The 15,667-nt window shown below is 71.4% G+C and carries 11 protein-coding genes; 6 read left to right on the top strand and 5 right to left on the bottom strand.

Features of this window, described 5'->3' with window-relative positions:
* Nucleotides 1-25: 25 nt before the first annotated feature.
* Nucleotides 26-2,140: a molybdopterin oxidoreductase family protein gene (locus AC0699_RS08400; RefSeq protein ID WP_478657272.1), complete on the bottom strand. Its 2,115-nt coding sequence runs from the start codon at nt 2,138-2,140 to the stop codon at nt 26-28.
* A gap of 99 nt (nt 2,141-2,239) precedes the next feature.
* Nucleotides 2,240-2,998 carry a SanA/YdcF family protein gene (locus tag AC0699_RS08395; protein WP_478657270.1) on the bottom strand — a complete coding sequence of 253 codons (759 nt, stop codon included), beginning with the start codon at nt 2,996-2,998 and terminating at the stop codon, nt 2,240-2,242.
* Between the two features lie 271 nt (nt 2,999-3,269).
* Here AC0699_RS08395 and AC0699_RS08390 point away from each other — a divergent pair, with 271 nt between their 5' ends.
* From AC0699_RS08390 to AC0699_RS08365, 6 genes are all read left to right on the top strand, one after another.
* Nucleotides 3,270-3,986: a hypothetical protein gene (locus AC0699_RS08390; RefSeq protein WP_478657268.1), complete on the top strand. Its 717-nt coding sequence runs from the start codon at nt 3,270-3,272 to the stop codon at nt 3,984-3,986.
* A gap of 243 nt (nt 3,987-4,229) precedes the next feature.
* A complete protein-coding gene (locus tag AC0699_RS08385) occupies nt 4,230-5,216 on the top strand; it encodes a sirohydrochlorin chelatase (RefSeq protein WP_478657265.1) in 987 nt (328 codons plus the stop codon).
* A 36-nt stretch (nt 5,217-5,252) separates the two neighbouring features.
* Nucleotides 5,253-6,560, top strand: coding sequence for a deoxyguanosinetriphosphate triphosphohydrolase (locus AC0699_RS08380; protein ID WP_478657263.1), 1,308 nt, complete (start codon nt 5,253-5,255; stop codon nt 6,558-6,560).
* Nucleotides 6,561-6,766: 206 nt separating this feature from the next.
* On the top strand, nt 6,767-8,035 hold the full coding sequence (locus tag AC0699_RS08375; RefSeq protein ID WP_478657260.1) for an NAD(P)/FAD-dependent oxidoreductase: 1,269 nt from the start codon (nt 6,767-6,769) through the stop codon (nt 8,033-8,035).
* A 9-nt stretch (nt 8,036-8,044) separates the two neighbouring features.
* On the top strand, nt 8,045-9,943 hold the full coding sequence (dnaG, locus tag AC0699_RS08370; RefSeq protein ID WP_478657258.1) for a DNA primase: 1,899 nt from the start codon (nt 8,045-8,047) through the stop codon (nt 9,941-9,943).
* Nucleotides 9,944-10,402: 459 nt separating this feature from the next.
* Entirely contained in the window at nt 10,403-11,635 is a 1,233-nt protein-coding gene (locus AC0699_RS08365) for an RNA polymerase sigma factor (protein ID WP_478657256.1), read from the top strand.
* Here the strand turns inward: AC0699_RS08365 and AC0699_RS08360 are convergent.
* The 3 genes from AC0699_RS08360 to AC0699_RS08350 all read right to left on the bottom strand — a co-directional run bounded on the left by AC0699_RS08360 (nt 11,623) and on the right by AC0699_RS08350 (nt 15,563).
* Nucleotides 11,623-11,835: a glycine zipper domain-containing protein gene (locus AC0699_RS08360; protein ID WP_478657254.1), complete on the bottom strand. Its 213-nt coding sequence runs from the start codon at nt 11,833-11,835 to the stop codon at nt 11,623-11,625. The genes AC0699_RS08365 and AC0699_RS08360 overlap by 13 nt on opposite strands.
* A gap of 69 nt (nt 11,836-11,904) precedes the next feature.
* Complete coding sequence (locus AC0699_RS08355; protein ID WP_478657253.1) at nt 11,905-13,830, bottom strand: ABC transporter ATP-binding protein; 1,926 nt, start codon at nt 13,828-13,830, stop codon at nt 11,905-11,907.
* Nucleotides 13,830-15,563: an ABC transporter ATP-binding protein gene (locus AC0699_RS08350; protein ID WP_478657251.1), complete on the bottom strand. Its 1,734-nt coding sequence runs from the start codon at nt 15,561-15,563 to the stop codon at nt 13,830-13,832. The genes AC0699_RS08355 and AC0699_RS08350 overlap by 1 nt, the downstream gene beginning before the upstream one ends.
* Nucleotides 15,564-15,667: the final 104 nt, after the last annotated feature.

Here is a 15,667-nt window from a genome sequence, read left to right as displayed (position 1 = left end):
CCCGGTCGCACGGGGGGCAGGGGGCTCAGCCCCCGGCTCGTTCCAGCCGCACCGCGCACACCTTGAACTCCGGCATGCGCGACGTCGGGTCCAGCGCCGGATTCGTCAGCGTGTTGGCGCGGCCCTCGCCCGGCCAGTGGAACGGCATGAAGACCGTGTCCGGCCGGATCGCGTCGGTGACCCGGGCCGGTGCGACCGCCCGCCCCCGGCGGGACACGACGGCCACCGGCTCCCCGTCGGCCACCCCCACCCGCGCGGCCAGATGCGGGTGCAGCTCGACGAACGGCCTCGGCGCCGCGGCGTTCAGCTCGGCGACCCGCCGGGTCTGCGCCCCGGACTGGTACTGCGCGACGACCCGTCCGGTCGTCAGCACGACGGGATACTCGGCGTCGGTCTCCTCCGCGGCCGCCCGGTGCACCACGGGCACGAACCGCGCCCGGCCGTCCGGCGTCGCGAACCGGTCCAGGAACAGCCGCGGGGTCCCGGGGTGGGTGTCCCGGACGGGGTCCGCCGCCTCCGGGCACGGCCAGAAGACGCCGTTCTCCTCCTCCAGCCGCCGGTAGCTGATGCCCGAATAGTCGGCCGGCCCACCCGCCGACGCCCGGCGCAGTTCCGCGAAGACCTCCTCCGCGTCCGTCGGGAACCCCTTCTCATGGCCCAGCAGCCCGGCCAGTCCGTGCAGCAGCTCCAGGTCGCTCCGTACCCCCACCGGAGGTGTGATCGCCCGGCGCCGCAGCAGCACCCGGCCCTCCAGGTTCGTCGTCGTCCCCGTCTCCTCCGCCCACTGGGTCACCGGGAACACGACGTCCGCCAGCTCCGCCGTCTCCGACAGCACCACGTCCGCGACGGCGAGGAAGTCGAGCCCTCGCATCCGTTCCTCGATGTGCGCGGCGCGCGGCGCCGAGACCACCGGGTTGGAACCCATCAGCAGCAGCGCCTTCACGTCCTGGCCCAGCGCGTCGAGCAGTTCGTACGCACTGCGCCCCGGGCCGGGCAGCGAGTCGGGATCGACGCCCCACACCCGCCCCACGTGCGCCCGCGCCGCCGGGTCGTCGAGTTTGCGGTACCCGGGCAGCTGGTCGGCCTTCTGGCCGTGCTCGCGGCCGCCCTGCCCGTTGCCCTGCCCGGTCAGGCAGCCGTAGCCGGAGAGCGGCCGGCCCGCCTTCCCGGTCGCGAGGGCGAGATTGATCCATGCGCCGACCGTGTCCGTGCCCTTCGACTGCTGCTCGGGGCCGCGCGCCGTGAGCACCATCGCGGTGGGCGCGTCACAGAACATCCGTACCGCCTCGCGCAGCTGCGGCACGCCGACCCCGGTGAGCCGCTCGACCAGCTCGGGCCAGTGCGCCATCGCGGCCGCCCTGGCCTCCTCCCACCCGGTCGTACGCTCCCGGATGAACTCCTCGTCCGTACGGCCCTGCGCCACCACCAGGTGCAGCAGCCCGAGCGCGAGCGCCAGATCGGTCCCGGGCCGCGGCGCGAGATGCAGATCGGCCTGCTCGGCCGTCCTCGTACGGCGCGGATCGACGACGATCAGCGTGCCGCCGTTCTCCTTCAGCTCCGTCAGATAGCGCAGTGCGGGTGGCATCGTCTCGGCGAGGTTCGAGCCGACGAGGATGACGCACCCGGTGCGCGGAATGTCCTCCAGCGGGAACGGCAGCCCCCGGTCGAGACCGAACGCCCGCTGGTGCGCGGCCGCCGCGGACGACATGCAGAAGCGGCCGTTGTAGTCGATCTGCGAGGTGCCGAGCACGACGCGGGCGAACTTCCCGAGCGCGTACGCCTTCTCGTTCGTCAGGCCCCCGCCGCCGAACACCCCTACGGCGTCGGCGCCGTGCACCGCGCGGGTCCGCCGCAGTCCGTCGGCCGTGGCCCGCAGAGCCTCCTCCCAGGTGGCCGGTTCGAGCCTGCCTGTGGCGGGGCGTCGGACCAGGGGCCCGGTCAGCCGTACCTGGGAGGAGAGCACCGCGGGTGCGGTACGTCCCTTGCCGCACAGGGCGCCCCGGTTCACGGGGAAGTCCGTGCGTTCCACGACCTCGACGGTCCCCGTCTCCTCGGCGCGCAGGTTCATGCCGCACTGCAGTGAGCAGTAGGGGCAGTGGGTGGGAACGAGCGCGGAGGCGGGGGCCGGTACATGGGACATGACACTCAGCGTGCGTCGTCCGTGTTACGGCGGCGGGCTCGGCGCATTACGGCTTCGGTACGCGCACCTCCGCCCGCGCCGCCCGGCGCGGTGAGCCGCTCAGGGCGTGGCGGCGGCCGATGCCAGGGCTTCCGTGACTCCCGGCTCCTGCGGGCCGAGGAACCGCGGGTCCGGTTCGAACGCGACGTCCAGCGCCGCCTTGCCCGCCGCGAACAGCTCCCGCGCCCCGCCGTAGTACCAGACCGAGTCGTGCGGCTCGGCGACCCCGACGCCGTACGACTCGATCCCCGCCGCATCGCACAGCGCGATCGCCCGCTTGATGTGGAAGCCCTGCGTCACCAGCACCGCCCGGTCGACCCCGAAGATCTTCTTGGCGCGCACGCACGAGTCCCAGGTGTCGAAGCCCGCGTAGTCGCTGACGATCCGCCCGTCCGGCACACCACGTGCGGTGAGATACGTGCGCATCGCGTCCGGCTCGTCGTACTCGACCCGGCTGTTGTCCCCGGTCACGAGCACGACCTTGACCTTCCCGGTCCGGTACAGCTCGGCGGCCGCGTCGAGCCGGTGCGCGAGATACGGGGTCGGCCGGCCCTTCCACAGACCCGCGCCGAAGACGACCGCGACATCGCGCGCGGGCACATCGGCGGTGGTACGGATACGGCTGTCGGCGACCGCGTGCATCCAGGTCGCGGGCGCCAGCGCGAACACACACCCGAGCATCACCGCCTGCACGGCACGCCGCTGCCCGCGCCTGCTCCTCGGCAGGAGCGCGAGCGCGCGCCGCGCGAGCGTACGCGGGGAGAGCGTGCGCGGCGTGAGCCCGCGGAGTGAGAGCGTGCTCAGTGAGCGCTTGCGCATGGATGACCCCCTGGTCCCTCGGTTCACCTCGTCCGACGCCGTCGGGGGCGCATCGGTTCACCGCACCACATCGATGTGATCGGCGGAACTCGTCCGTACCTCGTCACGGCGTACGCACCGTGCCCCGCTCGCGGATCCGGCGGGAAGGCCCTGGCCACGTCACCTCTTCGGGGTACGTCCGCAGCATGGACCCCGAATCGGCCGTGCCCGGCTGCCCCGGGGGCGCCGGTGTGGTCCGAACCCGGCCGTCGGGTCCGGCATGATGCAGTCCATGACCACTGTGTGGCACGATGCGCACGCCGCCCGTAACAACGCCGAGTGGTGCGACACCATGTGCCGCGCGCACGGGGTCTCAGGGGTCTTCGGCGAACGGGCCTGGACCAGCGAGCAGCGCACCCCGCCGCTGTACCCGGACGCCGTGACCCTCACGCCGGACGCCACGGGGCGCGAGGTACTGGAGCAGGTCGACCGCGAGACGCAGGGCTGTTCGGTCAAGGACAGCTTCGGGCGGCTCGATCTCTCGGCGGACGGATTCGACGTGCTCTTCGAGGCACGATGGATCCACCGCCCGGCCGTCCTCGCCGCCCCCGTCGCGCCGGACGACGTCACCTGGCGGCCGGTCAGGACGGTGCGGAACCTGATCGAGTGGGAGTCGGCATGGGCACAGGGCGACCAGGACCTGGCCGGACTCTTCCGTGCCGAACTCCTCGCCGACCGCTCCACGACGCTGCTCGCGGGGACCACCGACCGCGGCAGCCGCACGGTCGCCGGAGCGGTCGTGAGCCGTAGCGAATCCGTCGTGGGAGTCTCCAACCTCTTCGGTACGGACGGAGACCTCGATCGCGCCTGGGCGGGCTGCCTCACCGCCGTCGCCCGCCTCTGGCCCGGCATGCCCGTCGCCGGCTACGAACACGGCGACTCCCTGACGGCGGCCATGCAGCAGGGCTTTGTCCCGGGCACGACGCTGCGGGTCTGGCTCGCGAGCTGAGGAGCCGCCCGACCCGGACCGGCGACCGACCGGCGCGCCCGGCCCGAGGTGCTGCCCTGCCCTGCGCCTGAAGTGGTGCCCTGCCCGGCGCCCAAAGTGGTGCCCGGCTCGGGGCCCTATCGAATGTCCGCGGCCCGGCGGCCGACGGGGCTGACAACGCCGCCCTCGAGCCGGTGAGGGCGTGGAAAACACCCGTCACTCCTGCGCAACGAGGCCGCAACCTGCGCCCGCCAGGATCGGTTCATGACGGAGTCGGCACACCCTCGAGAGTCCCTGGCCCCGAACACGCTGCCCCTCGACACCACCGCGCAACTGCTCACCCGCATCACCGCGCAGCTCGGGGCACAGCTCAGTCATGTCCAGCTCAACGGAGTGCGCAGACCTATGACTTCTTCCCGTGAAAGCACCGCAGAGCCGTTCATAGCCGGCTCCGGACAGACCCCGAGTCCCCCGCCGCCCGCCACCCACCGGCCCCCGGCCGCGAAGCCCGCCCCCACCCTCGTCGCCGTCGCCCACGGCAGCCGGGACCCGCGCGCCCTGCACACCGTCAGCAGGCTGCTCGACCGGGTCCGGGAGCTGCGCCCCGGTCTCGACGTACGGCTCGGGCACATCGAGCTCGACGAACCGCTGCTGCCCGAAACCCTCGCCGCCCTCGGCGACCGCGAGGCCGTACTCGTACCGCTGCTGCTCGGCCGCGGCTACCACGTGAAGCAGGACATTCCCGCCGCCGTCGCCGACGCCCCGCGGCTGCGTGCCCGGATCGCCCCGCCGCTCGGCCCGCATCCGCTGCTCGTCGAGGCGCTGTACGCCCGCCTCGTCGAAGCGGGGTGGCACACCGCGGACGGCGCCGGCCGCAGCGCCGGCGTGGTGCTCGCCGCGGCCGGTTCGCGCGACCCCGAGTCGGCCGCGGACGCCCGCCTCACCGCCGCGATGCTGGGCGAGCGCCTCGGCGGGGTGCCCGTCGTCCCGGCCTACGCCTCCTCCGCCGTCTCGCCCAGCGTTCCCGAGGCACTGCGCGCGCTGGCCGCACGTGGCCGGCACCGGACGGCGGTCGCCTCCTACTTCACCGCCCCCGGGCGGTTCGCCACGGCCGCCGCGGCCGCCGCCCCGTGGACCGCCGCCGCGCCCATCGGCGCCCACCCCGCGCTCGCCCGGCTCGTCCTGCATCGCTACGACGAGGCGCTGGCCGTGCCGTCCGTGGGCGGCCGGCGCCAACTGGTCACCGCCTGAGCGACGCTGTCGGCGACTGCGGTTACCGTCAGGAGCATGGAAGGCACCACGGGCACCACCACCGACGCCAGCGACTACGACGACGCCGCCACCGCGCGCTGGGCCGCCGAGCCGGACAAACGCCCCGGCCGCACGGCCTTCCAGCGCGACCGCGCGCGTGTGCTGCATTCCGCGGCACTGCGCCGGCTCGCCGGCAAGACCCAGGTGGTGACGCCCGGCTCGCGCAGCGCGGCCTGGGACCCCAGTCCGCGTACGCGGCTGACGCACTCCCTGGAATGCGCCCAGGTCGGCAGGGAACTGGGAGCGGCGCTCGGCTGCGACCCCGATCTGGTCGAGACCGCCTGCCTCGCCCACGACATGGGCCACCCGCCGTTCGGGCACAACGGCGAGCAGGCCCTCAACGACGTCGCCAAGGACTGCGGCGGCTTCGAGGGCAACGCCCAGTCGCTCCGGCTGCTCACCCGCATCGAGCCCAAGCGCTTCGTCCACTCCGAGGCGTCCGGCGAGCTGATCAGCGTCGGCCTCAACCTCACCCGCGCGGCCCTCGACGCCGCGACCAAGTACCCCTGGGCGCGCGGCGGACATCCCACCGACCCCGGTTCGCCGAAATTCGGGGTGTACGAGGACGACCTGCCGGTCTTCGAATGGGTCAGGGAAGGCGCCCCGGCCCACCGCAAGTGCTTCGAGGCGCAGGTCATGGACTGGTCCGACGACGTGGCCTACTCGGTCCACGACTTCGAGGACGGCCTGCACGCCGGCCACATCGATCCGAACATGCTCTTCTCCGAGGCCGAGCGGAGCGAGATCTGGACGGTGGCCATCGGACGCTACGTTGCCGAGGACACGGATCCGCAGGAGCTGGCCGACGCCCTGGACCGCCTCGTCGACCAGGAGTGGTGGCCGCACGGCTACGACGGCTCCGCCGTCGCCCAGGCCCGCCTCAAGGACGCGACCAGTCAGCTGATCGGCCGGTTCTGCCTGGCCGCCGAGGGCGCCACCCGGCAGACGTACGGCACCGGCCGGCTCACCCGGTACGCCGCCGAGCTGGTCGTCCCGCACGAGGCCCATCTGGAGTGCGCCGTCCTCAAGGCGGTCGCGGACCGCTATGTGATGCAGCGCGCCGAGCAGGAGGCGCTCCGCGCGGACCAGCGCATCGTCGTCGCCGAGCTCGCCGACGCGCTCGTCGCCCGCGCCCCGGAGGGCCTGGACCCGCAGTTCCGCGCCATGTTCGAGGCCGCGGCCGACGACCGCGCCCGTAAGCGGGTCATCGTCGACCAGATCGCGTCCCTCACGGACGACTCGGCCCGCACCCTGCACGCCCGGCTGGCACCGCGCCGGCCGTGATCCCCCTAGGGCCTGTCGTTCGGATCTTGCCGGCCTGATCCGAACGACAGGTCCTAGGCGGAACGGCCGGAACCGACACGCCCACCCAGGTCCCCCTCTTCCCCCATCACGCTCCGTGCGGGAGGCTCGCAGCCAGTCGGCGTAGCGTGCTGTGTTATCCGGGGTGACAGCCCTTGGACCCCCGGCAGTAAACAAGGAGGCATCAAGTGGTCGACGCGCATCGGACTTTCGTCATCGTGGGCGGGGGACTCGCCGGGGCCAAGGCGGCGGAGACCCTCCGCGCCGAGGGGTTCACCGGCCGGGTGATCCTGATCGGTGACGAACGCGACCACCCTTACGAACGCCCGCCCCTCTCCAAGGGCTATCTGTCCGGCAAGGAGGAGCGCGACAGCGTCTTCGTCCACGAGCCGGCCTGGTACGCCCAGAACGACGTCGAGCTGCACCTCGGCCAGCCCGTCACCGCCATCGATCGCGAGGGCCGGTCCGTACGCCTCGGCGACGGCACCACGGTCAACTACGACAAGCTGCTGCTCGCCACCGGCGCCGAGCCGCGCCGCCTCGACATCCCCGGTACGGGCCTGGCGGGCGTCCACCATCTGCGCCGCCTCGCCCACGCGGACCGGCTACGGCAAGTTCTCGCCACACTCGGCCGTGACAACGGTCATCTGCTGATCGCCGGAGCCGGCTGGATCGGCCTGGAGGTCGCGGCCGCGGCCCGTGGCTACGGCGCCGAGGTCACGATCGTCGAGCCGGAGCCCACCCCGCTGCACCAGGTCATCGGCCCCGAGCTGGGCCAGATCTTCGCCGACCTGCACCGCGAGCACGGCGTCCGCTTCCGCTTCGGCGTCCGCCTCACCGAGATCACCGGCCAGGACGGAATGGTCCTCGCCGCCCGCACGGACGACGGTGACGAGCACCCCGCCCACAGCGTCCTCGCCGCGATCGGCGCGGCGCCGCGCACCGGACTCGCCGAAGCCGCGGGGCTCGCCCTCGTCGACCGCGCCCACGGGGGCGGCGTCGCCGTCGACGCGTCGCTGCGCACCTCCGACTACGACATCTACGCGGCGGGCGACGTCGCCGCCGCCCACCACCCGCTCCTCGGCACCCGCCTCCGCGTCGAACACTGGGCCAACGCGCTGAACGGCGGCCCGGCCGCAGCCCGCGCCATGCTCGGCCAGGAGGTCTCCTACGACCGGATCCCGTACTTCTTCTCCGACCAGTACGACCTCGGCATGGAGTACTCGGGCTGGGCGCCGCCCGGCTCGTACGACCAGGTCGTGCTCCGCGGCGATGTGGGCAAGCGCGAGTTCATCGCCTTCTGGCTCAAGGACCGCAAGGTACTGGCCGGGATGAATGTGAACGTGTGGGATGTGACGGAGGACATCCAGGGCCTCATCCGCTCCGGCGCGCCCGTGGACACCGACGCCCTGGCCAACCCGGCCACTCCGCTCAGTGCTGTCACTCCTGCCCCGTAGAATCGGCGCGTGGCAGGCAGGATCAACGATGACGACGTGAAGGCGGTCCGGGACGCGGTCCCGATCGACTCCGTCGTGTCCGAATACCTCCAGCTGCGCAACGCGGGCGGCGGCAACCTCAAGGGGCTGTGCCCCTTCCACGACGAGAAGTCCCCCTCCTTCCAGGTCAGTCCGAGCAAGGGCCTCTTTCACTGCTTCGGCTGCCAGGAGGGCGGGGACACCCTCACCTTCGTGATGAAGGTCGACCATCTGTCGTTCTCCGAGGCCGTCGAGCGGCTCGCCGCCAAGGCCGGGATCACGCTGCGGTACGAGGAGGGCGGGTACAACCCGAGCCACCAGCGCGGCGAGCGCATCCGCCTCGTCGAGGCGCACCAGGTCGCGGCCCAGTTCTATGTGGAGCAGCTCGACAGCGCGGAGGCCGAGATCGGCCGGAAGTTCCTCGCCGAGCGCGGCTTCGACCAGGCCGCGGCCCAGCACTTCGGCGTGGGATACAGCCCGGCCGGCTGGGACCACCTGACCCGCTTTCTCCGCGGAAAGGGCTTCTCCGACAAGGAGCTCGTCCTCTCGGGGCTGTCCCAGGAGGGCCGCCGCGGCCCCATCGACCGTTTCCGCGGCCGGCTGATGTGGCCGATCCGCGACATCTCGGGCGACGTCGTCGGCTTCGGCGCGCGCAAACTCCGCGACGACGACAACGGCCCGAAGTACCTGAACACCCCGGACACGGCCATCTACAAGAAGTCCCAGGTGCTGTACGGCATCGACCTGGCGAAGAAGGAGATCGCCAAGTCCAGTCGTGCCGTCGTCGTCGAGGGATACACGGACGTGATGGCCTGCCATCTCGCCGGCGTGACGACCGCGATCGCGACCTGTGGCACCGCCTTCGGCGGCGACCACATCAAGATCCTCCGCCGGCTGCTGATGGACAACGGCAGCGCAAAGGTGATCTTCACCTTCGACGGTGACGCGGCCGGACAGAAGGCCGCGCTCAGGGCCTTCGAGGACGACCAGAAGTTCGCCGCCGAGACGTTCATCGCGGTCGCACCGGACGGTATGGACCCGTGCGAGCTGCGCCTCGCCAAGGGCGACGAGGCCGTACGTGAGCTGGCGGAGCCGCGCAACCAGCTCTTCGAGTTCGCGATCCGCCAGATCGTGAAGAACTACGACCTGGAGACCCCGGTCGGCCGGGCCGCCGCGCTCGACGAGGCCGCGCCGATCGTCGCCCGGATCAAGAACAGCGCGTCGCAGCACGAGGTCGCCGTCCAGCTCGCCGGGCTCCTCGGCATCCTCGACACCCAGTTCGTGGTCAAGCGCGTCGCCCAGCTCGCGCGGTGGGCGCGGGATCGCGGCGGCCAGGGCCCGGCGCCCGCGCGCCAGGCACCTTCGTACGACACCGGGCGCCCCGCCGCGCATCCCAGCGGCCCCGCGCTCAACCTCCGCAGCCCTGCCCACCGCACCGAGCGCGAGCTGCTGAAGCTCGCCCTCCAGCACCCCGAGCTGGTCTCGCCGGCGTTCGACGCGTACGGGGCGGACGAGTTCACCGCCCCGCCGTACGCCGCCGTACGCCAGGCCGTCGCCGAAGCGGGCGGCGCCGAGCAGGGCGTCCCCGACGCCCCCGGCTATCTGGCCAGGGTCCGCGACGCCGCGCCCGACGACACCGTCCGCGCGATGATCACCGAGCTCGCGGTGGAGGCGGTGCACTCGCGCACCGTCGACGAGACCTACGCGGGCTTCCAGCTCGTACAGGTCCGCCTCCGCGCGGTCGACCGCCGCATCCGCGATGTCCAGGGCACCCTGGCGCGGCTCGGCGCGCATGCCGACCCGGAGCACCTCGCAGCCGTCCAGAACGAGCTGTGGGTGCTCCAGCAGTACGGCCAGTCGCTCCGGAACCGGGGCGCGGAGGCGCTCTGATCACCGGGCGCCCGAGCCCCCCGGTCCCGCCTCCGCCCCGCTTCGGCCTCCGCCGGGGCGTGGAAACGTGCCGGTTCCCGTCGGCGCAGCCGGGATGTCCGTCCTCAAACGCCGGACGGGCTGAAAGATCGGCCCCGTCGGCGTTTGAGACGAGTGCCGGAGGCGACCCCCGGACCCCCGGCCGTCCCGTGAGCCCCGGCCCCGTAACCACCCGGTCGCGGACCGGCCTCGCTGTGCTGTCCCGGGGGGCGACCCCCGGACCCCCGGCCGTCCCGTGAGCCCCGGCCCCGTAACCACCCGGTCACGGACCGGCCTCGCTGTGCTGTCCCGGGGGCGACCCCCGGACCCCCGGCCGTCCCGTGAGCCCCGGCCCCGTAACCACCCGGTCACGGACCGGACTCAAAAAGTCACCGCACGCCCCTCGTGGCAGTGATGTGTCGTACCCCACACTGGGGTGCGGTGCCTGAGTCCTCGGAGCGCGGCCGGCCCACGACAGGTGGGCCACTCACCCCCGCGGATCCGCTCATCGTGTACGGGACGGACAGCGGCCCGGCCGCCGTCCCCGTCCCGCTGCCGCCTGCCCCCGAACCGGCAGCGCCCAACGTGGAGGTCGCCCCCGTGCAGACCCAGACCCTGACAGAAGCCGATCCGGTCTCGGCCGTTCCGCCGCAGAGCCGGGCAGCGCACCATCCCGAGGCCGGCGAGTCCCCCGTCCCCGAAGCAGAGGTTCCGGACATCCCCGAGCCACCCGAGCCGGTGGCCCGGGTCGAGCAGAGCTCCAGCCCCTCCTCCGACCTCTTCCGTCAGTACCTGAGGGAGATCGGCAGGATCCCTCTCCTCACCGCCGTCGAGGAAGTGGATCTCGCCCGACGCGTCGAAGCGGGCCTGTTCGCCGAGGCGAAGCTGAGCAACGCCCCGGATCTGGACTCCCAGCTCGCCCTCGACCTCGACAAGCTCGTCGTCATGGGCCGGATGGCCAAGCGCCGCCTCATCGAGGCCAACCTCCGCCTCGTCGTCTCCGTCGCCAAGCGGTACGTCGGCCGCGGGCTGACCATGCTCGACCTCGTCCAGGAGGGCAACCTCGGCCTGATACGTGCGGTCGAGAAGTTCGACTACGCGCGCGGCTACAAGTTCTCGACGTACGCGACCTGGTGGATCCGCCAGGCCATGTCCCGGGCCCTCGCCGACCAGGCCCGGACCATCCGCGTCCCCGTCCACGTCGTCGAGCTCATCAACCGGGTCGTACGGGTCCAGCGCCGCATGCTCCAGGAGCGCGGCTACGAACCGACCGCCGAGGAGGTCGCCGCCCAGCTCGACCTCGCGCCCGAGCGGGTCGGCGAAGTCCTGCGCCTCGCGCAGGAACCGGTGTCCCTGCACGCACCCGTCGGCGAGGAGGACGACGTCGCACTCGGCGACCTCATCGAGGACGGCGACGCCGCGTCCCCCGTCGAGTCCGCGGCCTTCCTGCTGCTGCGCGAGCACCTGGAGGCGGTGCTCTCCACCCTCGGCGAGCGGGAACGCAAGGTCGTCCAGCTCCGCTACGGACTGGCCGACGGCCGGCCCCGCACCCTGGAGGAGATCGGACGGATCTTCGGCGTGACGCGCGAACGCATCCGCCAGATCGAGTCCAAGACCCTCAGCAAGCTGCGGGACCACGCCTTCGCGGACCAGCTGCGTGGCTACCTGGACTGAGCGTCGCCGTCGGACGGGGCCTCGCCGGACTGTGCGTCGCGCCTGTTCCGCGCGTCGTAGCTCGCTCCGAAAGCGACGCCCAGGCACATGCCCATGCCGATGCCCAGCGCCAGGTTGTCGAAAGCGAACCCGATCGGGACCCCGAAGGCCATGCCCAGCGAGATCCCGAGCGCCACCCCCGTGCCTGCCTTCTTCTCCATCCGGTCTCCCCGTTTCCCCGCCGTTCCCGGCGTTCCCCGCCCCCGTAGGGCGTTGTTGGTCGTCGTGCCTCAGTCGACCTCGGCCACGGCCTGGGCGAACTGCGCGGAGTACAGGCGCGCGTACGCACCCTCCGCCAGCAACAGCTCGTCATGCGTGCCCTGTTCGACGATGGAGCCATTCTCCATCACCAAGATCACGTCCGCGTCCCGGATCGTGGAGAGCCGGTGCGCGATCACGAACGACGTACGGCCATGGGCGAGCCGCGCCATCGCCTTCTGGATCAGCACCTCGGTACGGGTGTCGACCGAGCTCGTCGCCTCGTCGAGCACCAGGATCACCGGGTCGGACAGGAACGCCCGCGCGATGGTGATCAGCTGCTTCTCGCCCGCGCTGACGCCCGAGCCCTCGTCGTCGATGACGGTGTCGTACCCGTCCGGAAGGGTCCGGACGAAGCGGTCGGCATGGGCCGCCCGCGCCGCCTCCTCGACCTCCTCGCGCGTGACCTCACGCGAGGTCCCGTACGCGATGTTCTCGGCGATCGTCCCGCCGAACAGCCACGTGTCCTGCAGCACCATCCCGATCCCGGACCGCAGTTCGTCCCGCGACATCGTCGCGACATCGACGCCGTCGAGGGTGATCCGGCCGCCCGTGACCTCGTAGAACCGCATCAGCAGATTCACGAGCGTGGTCTTGCCCGCGCCCGTCGGCCCGACGATCGCGACCGTCTGCCCCGGCTCGACCTTCAGCGACAGATCCTCGATGAGGGGCTTCTCCGGGTCGTAGCGGAACGACACCTTCTCCAGCGCGACCGCTCCGCTCAGCTCCCCCGGACGGGCTCCGACCACCGGATCGGGCGCCTGCTCGTCAGCGTCGAGCAGCTCGAAGATGCGCTCGGCGGAGGCGACGCCGGACTGCACCAGGTTCGCCATCGACGCGACCTGTGTCAGCGGCATCGAGAACTGCCGCGAGTACTGGATGAAGGCCTGGACATCGCCGATGGACAGGGTGCCGGACGCGACCCGCAGTCCGCCGACCACGGCCACCAGGACGTAGTTCAGGTTCGATATGAAGAACATCAGCGGCTGCATGACCCCGCTGTTGAACTGCGCCCGGAAACCGGCCTCGTACAGCGCCTCGTTCTGCTCGGCGAATTCCTTCGCGGACTCGTCCTGCCGCCCGAAGACCTTCACCAGCGCATGGCCGGTGTACATCTCCTCGACATGGGCGTTGAGCCGGCCCGTGGACTTCCACTGCTGGACGAACTGCGGCTGCGAGCGCTTGCCGACCTTCGTCGCCACGACGACCGACAGCGGCACGGTCACGAGCGCGACCAGCGCCAGCAGCGGCGAGATCCAGAACATCATCGCCAGCACACCGACGATCGTCAGAGCCGAGTTGATCAGCTGACCCATCGACTGCTGCATGGTCTGCGAGATGTTGTCGATGTCGTTCGTCGCGCGGCTCAGCACCTCGCCGCGCTTGGCCTTGTCGAAGTACGACAGCGGCAGCCGCGACAGCTTCGCCTGTACGTCCTCACGCATCCGGAACATGGTGCTGTTGATCACCCGGATCGACATGCGTGTCGACACCAGCATCAGCAGCCCGGCCGCCACGTACACGGCGAGCGCCACCAGCAGCACGTTCCCGACCGCGGTGAAGTCGATGCCGTGCCCGGGGGTGAAGTCCACCCCGGAGAGCATGTCGGCGAGTCCCCCGTCGCCCTGCTTCCGCAGGCCCTCGATGGCCTGCTCCTTCGTCCTGCCGTCCGGTATCTCGCGGCCGACGACCCCGGCGAAGACCAGGTCGGTCGCCTTCCCCAGGATCCAGGGCCCGACCACCGACAGCGCCACGCTCAGCACACCGGCCGCGATCATCACCCACAGCGTCACCCGCTCCGGGGCGAGCTGCCGCAGCAGTCGTTTGCCCGAGCCCTTGAAGTCCATGGACCGTTCACCGGACTGGCCCATCATCATGCGTCCGCCAGGACCGGCCATCAGGCAGCCTCCGCCTCGGTCAGCTGGGAGAGCACGATCTCCCGGTACGTCTCATTGCCCGCCATCAGCTCGTGATGGCGGCCGGTTCCCACCACACGCCCCTCGTCGAGGACCACGATCCGGTCGGCATCCCGGATCGTCGACACGCGCTGGGCGACGATCACGACGGTCGATTCGGCCGTCTCCAGCGACAGCGCCCCGCGCAGCGCGGCGTCCGTCGCGTAGTCCAGCGCCGAGAACGAGTCGTCGAAGAGATAGATCTCCGGCCGCTGCACCAGCGTCCGCGCGATCGCGAGCCGCTGCCGCTGTCCGCCGGACACATTGGTGCCGCCCTGCGCGACGGGCGCGTTCAGCCCGCCTTCCAGCTCGCGTACGAAGTCGGCGGCCTGCGCCACTTCCAGCGCGTGCCACAGCTCCTCGTCGGTCGCGCCGGGGTTTCCGTACCGCAGATTCGTCGCGACCGTCCCGGAGAAGAGGTACGGCTTCTGCGGAACGAGCCCGACGGTCCGCGCCATCAGTGCCGGCTCCAGCTCCCGTACGTCCACGCCGTCGACGAGAACCTCGCCTCCGGTGACGTCGAACAGCCGCGGGACGAGCCCGAGCAGGGTCGACTTGCCGCTGCCCGTCGATCCGATGATCGCGGTCGTCTCGCCGGGCATGGCGACCAGGTCCACGTCGCGGAGTACGGACTCCTCGGCGCCGGGGTAGCGGAAGTCCGCACCCCGCACCTCGAGATGCCCGCGGCGGGCGAGTTCGCGTACGGGGGAGACCGGCGGCACGACGCTGGACTCCGTCGCCAGGACCTCCTCGATGCGCTCGGCGCAGACCTCGGCGCGCGGCACCATCATGAACATGAAGGTGGCCATCATGACCGCCATGACGATCTGCATCAGATAGGCGAGGAACGCGGTGAGCGCGCCGATCTGCATGCCGCCGCTGTCGATACGGTGGGCGCCGAACCAGACGACCGCGATGCTCGACACGTTCACGACCGTCATGACGACCGGGAACATCAGCGCCATCAGCCGGCCGGTCGACAGGCCCACGTCCGTCAGCTCGGTGTTCGCGCCACGGAACCGGTCCTGCTCGTATGTGTCCTTCACGAAGGCCCTGATCACCCGGTTGCCGGTGATCTGCTCGCGCAGCACGCGGTTCACCGTGTCGAGCCGCTCCTGCATGGTCCGGAACAGCGGCCGCATCTTCTTCACGATCAGCGACACGGCGATGCCCAGCACCGGGACGACCGCGAGCAGTACCGCGGACAGCGGCACATCGAGGCTGAGCGCCATGGCGATGCCGCCCACGCACATGATCGGCGCGGAGACCATCAAGGTGAACGCCATCAGCACCAGCATCTGGACCTGCTGGACGTCGTTGGTCGTCCGGGTGATGAGGGACGGCGCACCGAAATGCCCGACCTCACGGGCCGAGAACGACTGCACCCGCTCGAAGACGGCGGCCCGTACGTCCCGGCCGAGCGCGGCGGCGGTACGGGCGCCGTAGTACACGGCCCCGATGTTGCCCAGGACCTGGACCACGCTGACGCCGATCATGAGAGCGCCGAATGTCAGGATGTAGCCGGTATCTCCATTTACGACACCGTTGTCAATGATGTCGGCGTTCAGCGTGGGCAGATAGAGGGTGGCGCCGGTCTGCAGCAGTTGCAACGCCACCAGCAGGGCGATCGGTTGTCGGTACGGATGGAGGAACGTCCGGAGGAGTCGTATGAGCACGCGCGGCTGTCTCTCGGGTCGGCGTCGAGTCGTGGGGTCGGCCCCATACTCCGACACTCGACCACCCTCTGCCCAAGGGATTTCGCCAAGGCCCGGTCAAGAAC

This window comes from Streptomyces sp. NPDC043870 (assembly GCF_056435785.1).
Note: the sequence above shows the minus strand (reverse complement) of the source record. Positions and strands in the feature narration are given on the sequence as shown.

Bases quoted from the DNA above. Each gene is read 5' to 3' on its own strand.
- AC0699_RS08395 (WP_478657270.1), bottom strand. From the start codon at position 2,998: ATGCGCAAGCGCTCACTGAGCACGCTCTCACTCCGCGGGCTCACGCCG.
- AC0699_RS08380 (WP_478657263.1), top strand. From the start codon at position 5,253: ATGGAAGGCACCACGGGCACCACCACCGACGCCAGCGACTACGACGAC.
- AC0699_RS08385 (WP_478657265.1), top strand. From the start codon at position 4,230: ATGACGGAGTCGGCACACCCTCGAGAGTCCCTGGCCCCGAACACGCTG.
- AC0699_RS08355 (WP_478657253.1), bottom strand. From the start codon at position 13,830: ATGGCCGGTCCTGGCGGACGCATGATGATGGGCCAGTCCGGTGAACGG.
- AC0699_RS08360 (WP_478657254.1), bottom strand. From the start codon at position 11,835: ATGGAGAAGAAGGCAGGCACGGGGGTGGCGCTCGGGATCTCGCTGGGC.
- AC0699_RS08390 (WP_478657268.1), top strand. From the start codon at position 3,270: ATGACCACTGTGTGGCACGATGCGCACGCCGCCCGTAACAACGCCGAG.
- AC0699_RS08400 (WP_478657272.1), bottom strand. From the start codon at position 2,140: ATGTCCCATGTACCGGCCCCCGCCTCCGCGCTCGTTCCCACCCACTGC.